At 71.5% G+C, this 15,291-nt stretch carries 11 protein-coding genes and 2 pseudogenes; 10 read left to right on the plus strand and 3 right to left on the minus strand.

The window, feature by feature from the left end; translation table 11 throughout:
• Positions 1-1,890, plus strand: a 1,890-nt coding sequence (locus tag ACRWND_RS28305) for a S8 family serine peptidase (RefSeq protein WP_431954377.1), incomplete at its 5' end; no start/stop codon positions are given.
• Between the two features lie 673 nt (positions 1,891-2,563).
• Positions 2,564-3,478, plus strand: a complete 915-nt coding sequence (locus ACRWND_RS28310; protein ID WP_431954379.1) for an NAD(P)H-binding protein — start codon at positions 2,564-2,566, stop codon at positions 3,476-3,478.
• Between the two features lie 209 nt (positions 3,479-3,687).
• Here ACRWND_RS28310 and ACRWND_RS28315 read toward each other — a convergent pair.
• Together ACRWND_RS28315 and ACRWND_RS28320 are read right to left on the minus strand one after the other, a co-directional pair.
• Positions 3,688-4,044: pseudogene (locus ACRWND_RS28315) on the minus strand (transposase family protein); the annotation flags it as partial.
• A gap of 115 nt (positions 4,045-4,159) precedes the next feature.
• Complete coding sequence (locus ACRWND_RS28320) at positions 4,160-6,337, minus strand: hypothetical protein (protein WP_431954381.1); 2,178 nt, start codon at positions 6,335-6,337, stop codon at positions 4,160-4,162.
• A 313-nt stretch (positions 6,338-6,650) separates the two neighbouring features.
• Here ACRWND_RS28320 and ACRWND_RS28325 point away from each other — a divergent pair.
• A pseudogene (locus ACRWND_RS28325) lies at positions 6,651-6,941 on the plus strand (transposase); the annotation flags it as partial.
• 17 nt (positions 6,942-6,958) lie between these two features.
• Positions 6,959-7,903, plus strand: coding sequence for a cytochrome P450 family protein (locus tag ACRWND_RS28330; RefSeq protein WP_431954383.1), 945 nt, complete (start codon positions 6,959-6,961; stop codon positions 7,901-7,903).
• Positions 7,904-7,942: 39 nt separating this feature from the next.
• Here ACRWND_RS28330 and ACRWND_RS28335 read toward each other — a convergent pair whose 3' ends face one another.
• Positions 7,943-8,602: a YoaK family protein gene (locus ACRWND_RS28335; protein WP_431954385.1), complete on the minus strand. Its 660-nt coding sequence runs from the start codon at positions 8,600-8,602 to the stop codon at positions 7,943-7,945.
• 118 nt (positions 8,603-8,720) lie between these two features.
• Between ACRWND_RS28335 and ACRWND_RS28340 the strand changes: the two genes are divergently transcribed.
• The 6 genes from ACRWND_RS28340 (at position 8,721) to ACRWND_RS28365 (ending at position 15,197) form a co-directional block, all read left to right on the plus strand.
• Positions 8,721-9,722: a Dyp-type peroxidase gene (locus ACRWND_RS28340; RefSeq protein WP_431954387.1), complete on the plus strand. Its 1,002-nt coding sequence runs from the start codon at positions 8,721-8,723 to the stop codon at positions 9,720-9,722.
• Positions 9,719-10,519 (plus strand): family 1 encapsulin nanocompartment shell protein, encoded by an 801-nt coding sequence (locus tag ACRWND_RS28345; protein WP_431954389.1) that lies wholly within the window; start codon positions 9,719-9,721, stop codon positions 10,517-10,519. The genes ACRWND_RS28340 and ACRWND_RS28345 overlap by 4 nt, the downstream gene beginning before the upstream one ends.
• A gap of 365 nt (positions 10,520-10,884) precedes the next feature.
• Positions 10,885-11,403: a potassium channel family protein gene (locus ACRWND_RS28350; protein WP_431954391.1), complete on the plus strand. Its 519-nt coding sequence runs from the start codon at positions 10,885-10,887 to the stop codon at positions 11,401-11,403.
• 319 nt (positions 11,404-11,722) lie between these two features.
• Positions 11,723-12,625, plus strand: coding sequence for a cupin domain-containing protein (locus ACRWND_RS28355; protein WP_431954393.1), 903 nt, complete (start codon positions 11,723-11,725; stop codon positions 12,623-12,625).
• A complete protein-coding gene (locus tag ACRWND_RS28360) occupies positions 12,622-13,932 on the plus strand; it encodes a beta-ketoacyl-[acyl-carrier-protein] synthase family protein (protein WP_431954395.1) in 1,311 nt (436 codons plus the stop codon). The genes ACRWND_RS28355 and ACRWND_RS28360 overlap by 4 nt, the downstream gene beginning before the upstream one ends.
• A complete protein-coding gene (locus ACRWND_RS28365) occupies positions 13,929-15,197 on the plus strand; it encodes a beta-ketoacyl synthase N-terminal-like domain-containing protein (protein WP_431954397.1) in 1,269 nt (422 codons plus the stop codon). Before ACRWND_RS28360 ends, ACRWND_RS28365 begins: the two co-directional genes overlap by 4 nt.
• Positions 15,198-15,291 lie beyond the last annotated feature (94 nt).

The raw sequence follows: 15,291 nt of genomic DNA on the forward strand, positions 1-15,291 counted from the left end.
ATCGACGAGTACGGCGTGCAACTGGTCATTGCGGCCGGCAACAGCGGCCCCGGCGCCAACACCATCGGCGACCCCGGCCTGGCCGACAAGGTCCTGAGCGTCGGCGCCACCATCTCCAAGGAGACGTGGGCGGCCAACTACGGCTCGCAGGTGACCAAGGCGTACGACATCATGCCCTTCTCCTCGCGCGGCCCGCGTGAGGACGGCGGCTTCGCGCCGCTCATCTCCGCGCCGGGCGCCTCCATCAACACCATCCCGACCTGGGAGCCGGGCGGAGCGGTTTCCGAGGCCGGCTACAGCCTTCCCCCCGGCTACGCCATGCTGCAGGGCACCTCGATGGCCTCCCCGCAGGCGGCCGGCGCCTCCGCGCTGCTGCTGTCCGCGGCCAAGCAGGCCCGCATCCCGCTGAGCCCGCTGACCCTGCGCACCGCGCTCACCAGCTCGGCGCACACGATCAAGGACGTCCCTGCGTACGCGCAGGGCTCCGGCCTGATCGACATCGTGGACGCCTGGCGCCTGATCAAGGACGGCGCCACCGCCCACGGCTACACCGTCAAGGCCCCGGTCTCCACGGCCCTCGCGCAGGACCTGGAGACCCCGGGCTTCGGTACCGGCATCTACGATCGCGAGGGCGGCCTGAAGGCCGGTCAGACCAAGACGTACGACGTCACCATCACCCGCACCTCCGGCCCGAACCGCTCCGTCCGGCACGACCTGAAGTGGGTCAACGGCGACGGCACGTTCCGCTTCGCCGACCACGGCCCGGTGTCGCTGCCGCTGAACAAGCCGGTGACCGTGCGCGTCACGGCCAAGCCCGGCTCGACCGGTCTGCACAGCGCGATCCTGACGGTCGACGACCCGGCGACGCCCGGTGTCGACCAGCAGATCCTCAACACCGTGGTCGTCGCCCTGCCGCAGGTCAAGCCGTCGTACGCGGTCAAGGCCTCCGGCTCGGTGCAGCGCAACGGCACGCGGTCCTACTTCGTGACCGTCCCCGAGGGCGCCAAGACGCTCGAGATCACGATGGACGGCCTGGCCACCGACAGCCAGACCCGCTTCATCGCGATCAACCCGTGGGGTGTCCCGGCCGACGACACGGCCTCGAACCTGTGCTACCCGCACTACAACCCCGCCAACACGTGCCGTCCCGACGTGCGCTCCTACGCCGACCCCATCCCGGGCGTGTGGGAGATCGAGGTCGAGGCGCGTCGTACCTCGCCGGTGCTGGACAACCCGTACAAGGTGACCGCGACCGCGCTCGGCGTCTCCTTCGCTCCCGAGCCCCTGACCGTCGACGAGGTCACGGTCGGCACCGCCGCGCCGCTCTCCTGGAGGGTCACCAACGGCTACGCCCCGATCCAGGGCAAGCTCCAGGGCGGCGCGCTCGGCTCCGTGGCGGCGTCGCGCAAGACGATCGCCCAGGGTGAGAGCGTCATCAGCACGGTCGTCGTCCCCCAGGGCGCGTCCCACCTGGACGTCGCCATCGGCGGCACCTCCGACATCTCCGCCGACCTCGACCTGACCGTGCTCCTCGGCGACGAGGTGGTCGCCCAGTCCGCGGACGGCGACTCGGAGGAGGCAGTGAGCATCCCGAACCCGGCGGCCGGTACGTACACCGTCGTGGTGGACGGCTACTCGGTCCCGGCCGGCACCACGGAGTACGCCTACCGCGACGTCTACTACGCGGCGATGCTCGGCTCGGTGTCCGTCGACGAGGGGGCGGTCGTTCCGCTGGCCAACGGCGCCTCCGCGAACGTCACGGCGAAGCTCCTGGTCGCGGCGCCGGCTCCCGAGGGACGACGGCTCTTCGGCGAGGTGCGGCTGCTCAACGCCGACGGCACCGCTGCCGGCGCCGGCACCGTGCAGATCGGCAAGATCAACGCGGGCTGACCCGTAGCCGTCTGATCCCGCCCTTCCTCTTCGGCCGCTCCGCGGGGGCGGGGCGGGTCGCGCCGGCACGGAAACCGGCGGGGCCGGGGGCGGCGCCGCCACTGCCGCGCCGTACGGGCTGATCGGTCCTCAGTCCGTTGTCCACGGGGGCCGTTCGGCATCCGCGCGCGGCGCGGTGACCCGCAACCGGACACGCCGGCCACGCCGCCGCCGGTTCTGCACCGGCCGGGCGCCGCGCCTCCGCGGCACCGCCGTCGCCTTTCCGCGCCCCCGCGGCCGCGGGACGTGTCTCCTGAGGGAGGACCCCGACCGGGGCCTCGGACGGGGTCCGCTCCGGATGCGCCATCCGGGTGATTGTGATGTGCTGGGTCTGTTGATGACGGCCCGGCATCCGTGAGACGGGCGCCTCGGGCCCCGGCCATCCCGCCCCTCTCCAGGGGGCCGGTGATCCGCGCTCCCTCGTAGGCACCGTCGTGTGCCCGGTGCCTCGGGAGCGCCGGCCACGACCGGTCCGATCCACTCGACCAGAGGTGGACCCCATGGCTCCGGCCCCGACGTTCGCCGCAGGAACGCCCGCCGCTCCCGCCGAGGGAGCCGTCCCCTGCCCGACGGCGGGCGTCGCGGTGCGGTGCCGGGCGAGTCGCCGTCCTGCCGGAACCGGCGGTACGGCGTGATGACCTCCGGCAGCCCCCTGATCCTCGTGACCGGCGCCGCCGGGAGCGTGGGAGCGGTCGGGCACACCACCGTCTCGCTGCTGAGGGAACGCGGCTTTTCCGTACGGGCCTTCGTCCGCCGGGAGGACGAGCGGGCGGCGCTGCTGCGGGCCACCGGCGCGGAGGTCTTCGCCGGCGACCTGACCAGGAGCGCGGACGTCGTCCGGGCCCTGGAGGGATGCGGCCGGATGTACTTCGGCATGGGCGTGTCGGCGCAGTACCTGCAGGCCGCCGCGACGGCGGCCGCCGTGGCCCGCGCCCTCGGCGGCCTTGACGTCCTGGTCGACATGTCGCAGATGACGGTCTCCGAGATGGACCTCACCAGCACGGGCGAGTCGAAGCAGCAGTGGCAGCAGTGGCTGGCGGAGCAGGTCTTCGACTGGTCCGGGGTCCCGGTGTGCCACATCCGGCCGACGGTCTTCATGGAGAACCCGCTCTTCCTCGGGATCGGCTTCCGCTCGATCGCCCGCGACGGCACGATCCGCCTGCCCTTCGGCGGGGGACGGACCTCGCCCGTCGCCGCCTGGGACGTCGCCGAGGTCGTCGCGACGGTGCTGGCGGACCCGGCGCCGCACATCGGCCGCGTCCATGAACTGACGGGGGCGAAGTCGCGCGACATGGCCGCGATCGCCGCCGAGTTCAGCGAGGCGCTGGGGCGGACGGTGCGCTACGTGGACGTACCGTACGAGCAGTGGATCCGGGAGCTGGACGCCCTGGGACTCCCCGACCACGTACGGCAGCACATCGCCACCATGGCGCGCCTCCACGCGGCGAACCGCTACGACCGCGTGACCGACGACATCAGGGAGATCCTGGGCCGCCCGGCCTCAGGCGTCCCTGAGCTGATCCGCCGATACCCCGAGGTCTTCGGCTGACGGCTCGGCGTGGTGCGGCGGCGCCCCGGGTCGTCGCCGTGATCCGTCCTTGCCCTGCCGGGTCGTTCGGACAGCCGCACGCGGCGCGAAGCCCGGCCGTCACGCCGAAACGGTTGTGAGTCGTGGCGGCTACCGACGGGTGACGTGCCGACGTTCCCGGCCGTCCGCCGGTGCCCGGCTCTTGGAAGCTCGCCAAATGAGACGACCTCTAACTCTTTGGCCACGGCCTTGACCTGCTTGGTCAGACGAGTGGTGCGTCGCTGGTATCGCTCCAGCACGCCGGGCACCTGTTCACGGAAGGTGTGGCGGCAGCCTCGCGTGGGGCACACCAGACGCCGAACCCGTACACGGACCACCACCCGTCGCCCGTCGACCGGAACGTCGGCGACCGTCCGCCAGTGATAGCCGTGCACCCGTCCCGACGAGGCCCCGCACACCTGGCAGACCGCAGTGTCCAGCGGCGTCCGGGCCCGCACCACAATCCGCTCACCCTCGTCGGCCACATCCTCCACGACCAGCGGAGACAGACCCGAAAACACCATCTGCACAAGCTCGTTGACATTCATCACATGAAAATCAACGACCCTCACAACTCTCCGTCACCACACCGAATGTGCGACAGAGCCGAACGACGGACACCCCTGTCGAGGTCGAACGGCAACGTCGAACGAGAACGGCGGTTTACTGCGGACAGATCTCTATGGGTTCTCCCTTCTCGCTTCCGATGGAGATCCTGACCCTGTGGTCGAGGGTGTTGGCGAGCCGTTGGGCGATCATCATCCAGACGACGAGTCCTTCGGCGGGGGTGGTCACCAGGATGTCAATGTTCTCCATGCCCCAGCCTGGGGTGTGGGCGATTTTCTGCCGGATCGCCTCGGCGGCCCGTCGGGTCGCGGTGGTGACCGCCGCTTCCAGGGTCGGGCTGTCCGCCGTGGCCTGAAGGGTTTCCGCCACATCCCTGTCCATGCCCGCGATCTCCTGCGCGACGAACCGTGCCGGGTAACGGATCACCTCCAGCGGGAGCCCCACCCCGGGGCGGCCCGTCGCTATCGCGACGGTCTCCTCGGCGAAGGGCACGACCGGTTTCCACTGGTACCGCCTCGGCCCCGGATTCAGCTGATCTTGAACGCTCGCGAAGGAGTCATTTTGAGCAGCAAACTCTGTGGTTCCTGCGTCGTCTACTACTGGAGCACCACGGTCTCTGTCGGTGTCCACGCCAAAGGTGGAACCCGCCAGGTCACCTCTCAGTGTCGAATCGACATCCTCCAGCAGGTTCCCTTCTGCGGTGCCCCGCATGAAGGGGTTGTCGCTGACCGTCTCTTCGGCGAGATCGTGAGGCCCGGATGAGCTGGTGGTGACGAGGTTTTGCGTGATCAGTGCACGGCGGGACCCGCCTCCGTCATCTTGACCGGATGATGACTGGACCTGGTCCCGCTCGAAGCCCCTTCGGTTGGATTTGGCTATGGCATCTGCCAACACATTGGGAACGTCAGCCCAACCCGGAAACCTTCGGCCAGTCGCCGCATGGTAGACGCCGCGAGCAAATGTTACGCAATTGTAAGCAGAGGGCCCGGCAAGTACATACCTGTTGTGAATATGGTCTCGAATATAATCCAGGGACCTTTCCATATCTGCCGCGCTTATTTTGGTCGCGATGGTCTGCCTGGGCATACTCCAATCCTTGATGACGGCCCCTGCCGTTCCCTTGATGACCGTCAGGGCCGAGACATTCTCACCCAGCGCCTCGGCTGCCGGCCAGAAGCCGAGGGCCTCCCTCTCCCCACCGGGCAGAACGAACTCAACCCACCCGTGCCCCACCTCTCCACTCGCAAAACGAACGGAGGGGATGGGAGCCTCCGCTTTGGCATGAAGGAGGAGTGAGATGTTCGGCACCTCCCGCGCGGCGGACGGTACTGTTCGGAGATATCTTTGGAGAATGGATGTGTCCATATCGTAAGCGGAAGCCACCCACCACCTCTGAGGCGAATCCGACTCCCATGGAGCGGCCCTCCGTCGCTGATCTCGCGACAGGCTCCCCCGAGACATGGGTGCAGTTATTGAATTCTCATCGATTTCATCCTGGATGAACTGCCGAAGATCTTCTACGATTTCCCATCTGGCACTTCCGTCGACTTTGCTCTCTTTCCAATTCGATATTGCCGTTCGCGCAAGCAGAAGAGTTTCACGGCTAGGGTCGGAGGAGAGGTTATGTACCGCTTCATCGATCTGCCTAAAAGCCGCCGACCGGCGCGTCCGCGGCATGGTGGAGACTTTCAGCCAGTCGGTGATCAATTTATTTCCGGATATTCTCCGCAAACTGGAGGGAGTAAGGCTGGGCAGCGGAGTCAAGGCCACGTCGCCGTACTCTCCAGGCGCCACCCCTTCAGCAGATGACCCTGCCTGGTCCGCGATGGAACTAGGTGCGTCGAGGAAAGCCATCGGTGGTTTTACCGGTCTGTGCGCGGCGCGCTGAACGCGTAGCCCGATCTGTGGTCCGCCATCACTGAGATCTGGGACGGCGCGACCCGCACGTTCCTCGCGGATTCCAAAATCCCTGCCAGGCCAGGCGTCGCCGTCCAAATCCTCGTGCAGAATCGTTCCGACAGCCGGCTTGCTCGCCGCGGGTTCTACCGGCTCGACGGCGGACGCACTATCCGTAGTGAGTGGGCTGCTCGCCTCAGCAGTGGGTCCAGGCGCATGGATCGCCTGAGCAAGCAGGCGCGGATACACCTCGGCCAGCAACTGTTGCGCCCTCAGCACCGCAGCATCAAGCGCCGCCCCGTCCAGGTGCCGCGCCAGGTCCTCCACCAGCGGAAAACATTCCTGCCCTTCACTGGTACCTGTGCTGAGTGGGCTCATCGCTCACCACGCCCTCTTTATTCACATGACGCCAGCCCTCGCGGGGACAGACTGGCGACTCCTGGACAGCTGGCCACACGCGTTACCAGCTCGGGGTCCGACCTCGGGTGTTCAGCCGAGTATGCCGACCTGAGGTCGTATGAGGAAAAGGTGCCCCTGAACTGCAACGCTGCGAGTGTCTAGATCGTATCGGCTGCGATAACAAGTGCACCTTCTCGGTGGGCGAACGTACAGGGTGAGCTGCACTGATCTTCGTTGGAGTCCCTGAAGTCTGGGATTGTTACGGTCCAGGCGTAAAGGAGAACTATCAGCAGTGCCAGCACCCCGTAAGTACCCCGACGAACTGCGCGAGCGCGCCGTGCGTGAGGTCCGCTCGACCGGTCGTCCCGTTGCGCATGTCGCCCGTGACCTCGGCATCCACAAGGAGGCCTTGCGCTCCTGGGTCCGCCAGGCCGAGGCAGACGCCGGTGAGCGCGACGACAGGCTGACCACCGCCGACCACGAGGAACTGAAGCAACTCCGCAAAGAAGTAGCGGAGTTGAGGTGGGCGAGCGAGATCCTCAAAGCCGCGAGCGCGTTTTTTGCGGCCGAACTCGACCATCCCCGGACGAGGCCGACCAGGTGATCGAGCACCTTAACCCGCCGGACCACTTGCGCATCCGGCGACTGGTGTCCCAGGCCTTCACCCCGCGCCGGGTCGCGGACCTGCGTGAGCCGGTCCGCCGAACCGCCGCCGAACTCCTCGACGCCGTCGCCCCCGAGGGCCGCGCGGACCTGATCGCCGCCTATGCCGCGCCCCTGCCGATCCGGGTGATCTGCGATCTGCTCGGGGTCGTCCCGGACGACCGCCACGACTTCCGGGGCTGGACGGACGCCCTGGTCGCCCCGGACCCGGCGCGTCCCTCCGCGGCGAAGGAGGCGACCGCCGCCATGCTCGCGTACTTCGGGCAGCTCATCGAGCACAAGCGCGCCCGCCCCGGGGACGACCTGCTCTCCGCGATGATCGCCGCCCGCGACGACGGCGACCGGCTCAGCGAGGACGAACTGATGTCGCTGACCTTCCTCGTCCTGTTCGCCGGTTACGAGAACACGGTGCACCTCATCGGCAACGCCGTCCTGGCGCTGCTGACGCACCCCGGGCAGTTGGCCGCCCTGCGGGCCGAGCCGGACCGGACGGCTGCGGCGGTCGAGGAACTGACGCGCTGGGACGGTCCGGCGCCGCTGGCCATCCGGCGCTTCCCGCTGGAGGACGTACGCCTTGGCGGCGTCACCATCCCCGCCGGCGAGACGGTGCTGCTGTCACTGGCCGCCGCCAACCGCGACCCCGCCCGCTTCCCCGAGCCCGACCGGCTCGACCTCGACCGCTCCGACACCGGGCACCTCGGCCTCGGGCACGGCATCCACTACTGCCTCGGGGCGCCCCTGGCCCGACTGGAGACCGAGGTCGCGCTCCGCGAACTGCTGCCCCGCTTCCCCCGGCTCGCCCTCGACGCGGACCCCGCCGAGCTGCGGTGGCGCCCCTCGATGCGCAGCCGCGGCCTGCTCGCCCTGCCGGTCCGCTTCTGACCTGGGGTACGGGAGCGGGCCGGCAGACCCCGGACGGGTTCACCGCCGGGCGGCCACGGTCGCAGCCCCGGCCACCACCAGCGAGCACGCGGTGGCCGCGCCGAGGGCGACCGGCGGTGCGACGTGCAGGACCAGGACGCCCCCGGTTACGGCGCCGGTCACCAGGGCGGCCACGCTCAGGGCCTGGCGTGCGGCCACCCGCCGGTCGTGCGCCACGGTGAAGGTGTCGCCGATCAGCCCGACCAGGGTGCGGGTCATCACCGTCGTGGTCAGCCCGGCGAGGCCGACGCGTCCGGCCATGGCGTTCTGGATGCCCATCGCCACCGCGCAAATCAGCACCAGGCCGCTGCGCGATCCGTCCAGGGCGTGCAGCGCCGTGGCCGAGGCGAGCAGCACGGTCTGGCACAGGGTGGCGGCGCTCACCAGCACGAGGAGGGGGCTCAGCCGTGTCAGCACCGTCCGGCAGAAGACGATGCCCAAGGTGAAGCCGCCGAGGGCCACGAGGGAGATGACGACGGAGAACCGGGCCGCCCCGGCCAGGCCGAGGCTGACGAAGACCAGGTTGCCCGTCATGTTCGCCACGAAGACGTGGCCGAGGCTGAGGATGCTCACGGCGTCCACCAGTCCGCTGAGGACGGTGAGGACCAGGAGCAGCACGGTCAGCAGACGCTCCTGGTCCTCCTCCGGGATACCGCTCATGGCCGTCCGCCTTCCCAGGTCCGTGCCGCTCCTGGTCAGGATGCACCCGGCCGGACCCGGGAGCAGACTTGTGCGTGTCCGCCCGGGCCGGCGCGCCCCGACACGAAGGAGGGCGGTGATGGCGCAACCGCTGCCGCAGCCGGTGCTGAGCCCGCTCACCACGTCCGCGATCTTCCTGGTGGTGACGGTCGACCCCGGCGGGGAGACCGTCGTACGGGATCTGCTGGAGGACCTGTCCGGTCTGCAGCGCTCGGTCGGCTTCGGCACGCCGGAGGGGCGGCTCAGTTGCGTCGCGGGGGTGGGCTCGAACGTGTGGGGCCGCCTCTTCGCCGCGCCCCGCCCCGCCGAACTGCGTCCCTTCGCGGAGTTGACCGGCCCCCGCCATCAGGCCCCCGCCACCCCGGGCGATCTGCTCTTCCACATCCGGGCCGCCCGGCAGGACCTGTGCTTCGCCCTGGCCTCCCTGGTGATGGACCGGCTGCGCGGCCATGTCACGGTCCGTGACGAGGTGCACGGCTTCAAGTACCGCGACATCCGCGACCTGCTCGGGTTCGTCGACGGCACCGAGAACCCGGAGGGCCAGGAGGCGACCGACGCGGTCCTCGTCGGCGACGAGGACCCCGACTTCCGTTGCGGCAGCTATGTGATCGTGCAGAAGTACCTGCACGACCTCGACGCCTGGAACGCCCTGCCGGTGGAGGCGCAGGAGCGGGTGATCGGCCGCAGCAAGCTGGACAACGTCGAGATGGACGACGACGTGAAGCCGGCCGACTCCCATGTCGCCCTGACCACGATCGTCGAACCGGACGGCACCGAGCGGCAGATCCTCCGGGACAACATGCCCTTCGGCCGGGTGGGCACCGCCGAGTTCGGGACGTACTTCATCGGCTACGCCCGGACCCCCGAGGTCACCGAGCGGATGCTGCGGAACATGTTCCTCGGTGACGGGCAGGCGAGCCACGACCGGATCCTGGACTTCTCCCGGGCCGTGACCGGCACGCTGTTCTTCGTTCCCTCCGCCGACTTCCTGGACGACCTTCCCGATCCCCCCGCCGTCGCGGCCGTCCCGGCCGCGAAGTCGCTGGGCATCGGCGACCTGAGGAAGACCGTCACATCATGAACAATCTGCACCGGGAACTCGCGCCGATCTCCGAGGCCGCCTGGGACGACCTGGAGGAGGAGGCGCGGCGCACCTTCAAGCGCCATGTCGCGGCCCGCCGGATCGTCGATGTGCCCGAGGCCGCGGGCCCCGAGCTCGCCGGGGTCAACACCGGCCACCTCGACCCGGTCGAGGCGCCTCACGAGGACGTCCTCGCCCGCGTGCGCCGCGCGCAGCCGCTCGTCGAGTTGCGCGTGCCCTTCACGGTCGACCGCGGCGAGGTGGACCTCGTGGAGCGCGGCGCCCAGGACGCGGACTGGCAGCCGGTGAAGGACGCCGCGCGGCGCATCGCCTTCACGGAGGACCGGGCGGTCTTCGAGGGGTACGCGGCGGCCGGCATCGCGGGCATCCGCGCGAGCGCCTCGAACCCGCCGCTGCGCCTGCCCGAGGACGTGCGCGACTACCCCGACGCCGTCAGCCAGGCCGTCTCCGCGCTCCGCCTCGCGGGCGTCGGCGGCCCCTACACGCTCGCGCTGAGCGCCGACGCGTACACGGCCGTCAACGAGACCTCCCACTACGGCTACCCGATCCACGCCCACCTGGCCCGGCTCCTGGACGGGGAGATCGTGTGGGCGCCCGCCATCGACGGCGCGTTCCTGCTCTCCACCCGGGGCGGGGACTTCGAGCTGCGCATCGGGGATGACGTGTCCATCGGCTACCTGTCGCACGACGACACGAGCGTGCGGCTGTACTTCCAGGAGACCCTCACCTTCCTGGTGCACACGGCGGAGGCCGCGGTCGCGCTCACTGCCGCGTGACGGTGGACGGTTGCGGCGGCTGTGGCGACGAGGCGCAGGGGGAAGGCCGGCGGGTGACGGGCGCGCGGCGCGGGTACGTGCCCGTTATGACCGGAAAGCACAGGAAGACATCCCTCTGGCCGCACCGCTCCCCGGCCCGGACCGGCGGACCTGCCCGCCACGCCGCCCCGCGCGGCGAGGACGGCCGGGACCGTGAAGAGCACGCTGCTGAGGACCTCCCGCCCGCGCACGCCCCGGTGGTGCCCGGCACCCACGTGGACGGCACGGAGGCCCCCCACCACCGCGCCTGAGGTCGGCGGCGCGGGGGCACCCGATCGGCGCAGAAGCCCGCGCACCGTCTTCGCGCCGGACCGCAGCATGGGGGCATGACCGTGCCCGCCGTCGTGTCCAGGGTGCTGCAGGCGCTGTTCGTCCGCGGCGGCCGCTCGCTGCACTTCCAGGCGGTGGGATGGGCGACGCTGGTGCTGCTCGCCGCCATGCTGATGGGCTCCTACGCGGTCGTCGCCGTCGAGCGCGGCGCACCCTCGGCGAACCTGACGACCTATCCGCGCGCGCTGTGGTGGTCGGCGGAGACGGCCACGACCGTCGGCTACGGGGACTTCTACCCGGTCACGCCCTGGGGCCGGGTCGTCGCGTGCGCGCTGATGTTCGTCGGGATCACGACGTACGGGATGGTCACCGCCGCCCTCGCGACCTGGTTCGTCGGCCGCGAGCAGCAGCGGCAGCGCCGCCTGGCGCGGGCGCTGCGCGACGAGGCGGCGCGCGGGGAGCGGTGGGCGGGGGAGGAGGCGGAACTCCTGCACGCCCGCTTCGACCGGTTGGAGCGGCTGATCGCGGCGGGGGGCGGCGGGACGCACCGCGAGGGCGGGCCCGCGGACGCCTGAGCCCTCGGGCGCCCTGTCCCCGCGGACGCCGGTCCCCGCGGACGCCTGAGCCCGAGGCGATCCGGGCCCCGGACTCCCGGGCCGGAGGGGCGGGTCGCGCCCGGGGACGAGGCCCCGGACAACGGCCTTTGATCCCCGCTGCGGAGGCCTCGCGAAGTGTGCCCCCGTCCGGGTGGAGCGGGCGGGGAGGGCGTGACACGTTCCGTCGCCACGGGGACCGATTGTGTGATTATTCGGCCCGCTCGGTTGGAGGTAGTCCCCCCATGAAACCAGTGACGGAACGTCAGCTCGGCGCCCGAGCCGCGGAGGTGCCGAGCCGATGACGATGCACACCGAGAACGAGATCGTCATCGACGCACCCCTGCGGTACGTGTGGCTGCGGACCAACGACGTCGCCGGCTGGCCCACCCTCTTCAGCGAGTACGCCCAGGCCGAGATCATCTCCCAGGAGGGCGACACCACCCGCTTCCGCCTCACGATGCACCCCGACGAGAAGGGCCGCGTCTGGTCGTGGGTGTCCGAGCGCACCGCCGACCCGTCCACCCGCACCGTGCGGGCCCGGCGCCTGGAGACCGGCCCGTTCGAGTTCATGAACATCTACTGGCAGTACGAGGAGCTCGGTCCGGAGAGCACCCGCATGCGGTGGCTGCAGGACTTCCGGATGAAGGTGGACGCGCCCGTGGACGACGAGGGCATGCGGCAGCGCATCAACAACAACTCCCGCGTCCAGCTGCAGTTGATCAAGGACCGGCTGGAGTCCCGCAGGATCCGTCCCGTCGGCACCCTGGACACCCCCGCGGACACCCGCCGCGGCGGCGACATCCGCACCCTGCTGACCACCGCCTCGGTCGGCACGACGGACGGGTTCTGCGGCATGGTCACCGTCGGCCCGGGCGAGGCCGTCGCCGAGCACTACCACCCGCACTCGCAGGAGCAACTGGTCGTCGTGGAGGGCGAGCTGCGGGTCGACCTCGACGGCTCGCCGCGCAGCGTCGCCGCCGACGAGGCGCTGCTCGTCCCGCGCGGGGTCCGCCACCGGCTGGTGAACACCTCCGGAGCCGTGGCCCGCGCCGTGTTCTTCCTGGCCCCGCTCGCCCCGCGCCCCGAGCTGGGGCACGTCGACACCGAGACCCGTGAGCAGGCGGCCGCCCTCGCCCGGGCCGCCGCCGCGGACCCGGCGGCGGAGGGCCCGGCGCCGGGCCGCGAGCTGGTCGACCGGTGACCGCAGGCCGTACCGCGCGCAGGGTGGTGGTGACGGGCGTGGGAGCCGTCGCCGCGGGCGGCATCGGGCGGGAGGCGTTCTGGCGGCGGATCGTCGGGGGCAGGCCGGCCATCCGCCGGATCACCCGCTTCGACCCCTCGCGGTACCGTTCGCGGATCGCCGCCGAGGTCGACTTCGACCCCGTCGCGGCCGGGTTGACCCCCCGGGAGACCCGGCGCAACAGCCGGTTCGCCCAGTTCGCGCTCGCCGCCGCGGCCGAGGCGCTCGCGGACAGCGGGGTGCGCACGCAGGACGAGGACGGCGACCGCGTCGGGGTCTGCCTCGGCACCGCCGTCGGCGCCACCGCCGCCCCGCGGGACGAGGCCGCCGTCGCCCCCGCCGCCTGCGCAGGCCCAGGCCGGCACGCGGAGGCCGCCGCCGACGACGCCATGCCGTCGGTCCACCGGGCGACGCACCCCTCCTCGGCCGCCGCCGAACTCTCGCTCCGGCACGGTCTGCACGGTCCGTCCTCGGTGGTCTCCACCGGTTGCACCTCCGGCGTCGACGCGATCGGCTGCGCCTTCCGGACGCTCAGCGACGGCGAGGCGGACGTCATGCTGGCGGGTGCGGCCGAGGCGCCCATCTCCCCGGTCACGGCGGCCTGCTTCGACGCGATCGGCGCCACCACCGCCTTCACCGGCGACCCCGCGCTGACACCGGCGCCCTTCGACGCCCGGCGCGACGGCTTCGTCCTCGGCGAGGGCGGCGCCATGCTCGTACTGGAGGAACTGGGGCACGCGCGCGCCCGGGGCGCGTCCGTCTACTGCGAGGTCCGCGGCTGGGACAACCGGACGGGCGCCTACCACATGACCGGTCTGCGCCCCGACGGCTACGACCTGAGCGAGGCGATCATCTCCGCCATGTCGGAGGCCGCCATCGTCCCCGAGCAGCTCGACTGGATCAGTGCCCACGGCGCGGGCACGGTGCAGGGCGACCGCTACGAGACCGCCGCGTACAAGCGCGCCCTCGGCGAGTACGCGAGCAAGGTCCCGGTGAGCTCCGTCAAGTCCGTCATCGGCCACTGCCTCGGCGCGGCGGGCGCCCTGGAGATGGCCGCCTGCGCCCTCGCCGTCCGGCGGGGGGTGATCCCGCCGACCGCCAACCTGCTGCGCCCTGACCCGCGGTGCGACCTCGACTACACGCCCGTCCTGGCCCGTGAGCGGCGTGTGCGGCACGCGCTGTCGGTGTCCTGCGGGCTCGGCGGTTTCCACTCGGCGATGGTCTTCTCGGCCCTGGAAACGGACGAAGAACGGGAGGCGGGGGCATGACCACACGCGCGGTCCTCAGCGGGCTCGGGGTCGTCGCCCCCACCGGCGTCGGCGCCCGCCCCTACTGGCGGGCCACCGTCGCAGGGCGCAACGGCATCCGGTCCGTCGGGGGACGGGACGCGAACCGCTCTCCGGCGATGCTGGCAGGGCAGGTCACCGGCTTCGACGCGGCCCGCTGGATCGACGACGAGCTCCGCGCCGAGACCGACCGCCGGACCTGGTTCGCGCTGGCCGCGGCCGAGATGGCGCTGGCCGACGCGGCGCTGCGGCCCGCCGACCACCCCCCGTTCCACCTGTCGGTGGTCACCTCCAGCGGCTCCGGCGGCGACGCGTCAGGCGGGCCGGAGACCCGCTCCGCCGAGATCCGTTCCCCGCAGGCGCGGCGGCCCGGCACCCGCCAGTCCATCGCCTGGTTCCATGCGGCCGGCGCGGCCCAGATCTCCATCCGGCACGGCCTGACCGGCGGCGGCGTCGTCGTCGACGCGGACGGCGCGGGAGGCCTGGACGCGCTCAAACACGCCTGGCGGCTGCTGCGGCGCGGCGGCAAGGCCGTGATCGTCGGCGGCACCGAGGCGCCCCTGACGCCCTCCGCGCCCGCCTGCCGGTCCCTCCCGCCCACCGCGCACCGCGGCACCGACCCCGACCGGGCCTATCTGCCCTTCAGCCCGCACGCCTCGGGCTTCGTCCCCGGGGAGGGCGGCGCCCTGATGGTCCTGGAGGAGAAGGCGCACGCCGCGGAGCGCGGAGCACGCGGCTACGCCGAGCTGCTCGGCCACGCCGCGACCCACGACGCCCACGACCACGCCGCCCCCGCCCCCGGCGGGGTCCAGCTGGCCCGTGCCGTGACCACCGCACTGGAGCAGGCCGGCCGCGCCCCCGGGGACGTGGACGTGGTCTTCGCCGACGGCGCCGGCGATCCGGCCGGGGACGCGGCCGAGGCGGCGGCGCTCCACCGGGTCTTCGGCGACCGGCTGACGGAAGTCCCGGTGACGGTGCCCAAGGCGGGCTTCGGGCGGCTCGCCTCCGGTGCGGGCGCCCTGGACGCGGTGACCGCCGCCCTCACGCTGCGCACCGGGGTCGTCCCTCCCACCCGCGGCGGCGATCCGCGGGCCGCCCGCGAGCGGTACGGCATCCGCCTGGTCACCCGCTGGACGCGGCCGGAACGGCTGACCACCGCCGTGGTGATCGCCCGTGGTGCGGGCGGCTTCAACAGCGCCGTCGTGCTGGGGTCGTTGGACGCGGATTCCGCCTACGAGCGCGGCTAGCGGCGAGCTCGGCGGCTCGGAAGAGCGAGCGGCGGCGGCACCGGACTCCCGCAGGCGGAACCACGAGGGCCCGGGCCCCCGAAAGGCCCTTGGG

The sequence above is a fragment of the Actinacidiphila sp. bgisy167 genome (assembly GCF_965342175.1).
Taxonomy (GTDB): domain Bacteria; phylum Actinomycetota; class Actinomycetes; order Streptomycetales; family Streptomycetaceae; genus Actinacidiphila.

Excerpts from the sequence above, each read along its gene's own strand:
- ACRWND_RS28345 (WP_431954389.1), top strand. The coding sequence starts at position 9,719 with ATGAACAATCTGCACCGGGAACTCGCGCCGATCTCCGAGGCCGCCTGG.
- ACRWND_RS28355 (WP_431954393.1), top strand. The coding sequence starts at position 11,723 with ATGACGATGCACACCGAGAACGAGATCGTCATCGACGCACCCCTGCGG.
- ACRWND_RS28320 (WP_431954381.1), bottom strand. The coding sequence starts at position 6,337 with ATGAGCCCACTCAGCACAGGTACCAGTGAAGGGCAGGAATGTTTTCCG.
- ACRWND_RS28310 (WP_431954379.1), top strand. The coding sequence starts at position 2,564 with ATGACCTCCGGCAGCCCCCTGATCCTCGTGACCGGCGCCGCCGGGAGC.
- ACRWND_RS28365 (WP_431954397.1), top strand. The coding sequence starts at position 13,929 with ATGACCACACGCGCGGTCCTCAGCGGGCTCGGGGTCGTCGCCCCCACC.
- ACRWND_RS28340 (WP_431954387.1), top strand. The coding sequence starts at position 8,721 with ATGGCGCAACCGCTGCCGCAGCCGGTGCTGAGCCCGCTCACCACGTCC.
- ACRWND_RS28350 (WP_431954391.1), top strand. The coding sequence starts at position 10,885 with ATGACCGTGCCCGCCGTCGTGTCCAGGGTGCTGCAGGCGCTGTTCGTC.
- ACRWND_RS28335 (WP_431954385.1), bottom strand. The coding sequence starts at position 8,602 with ATGAGCGGTATCCCGGAGGAGGACCAGGAGCGTCTGCTGACCGTGCTG.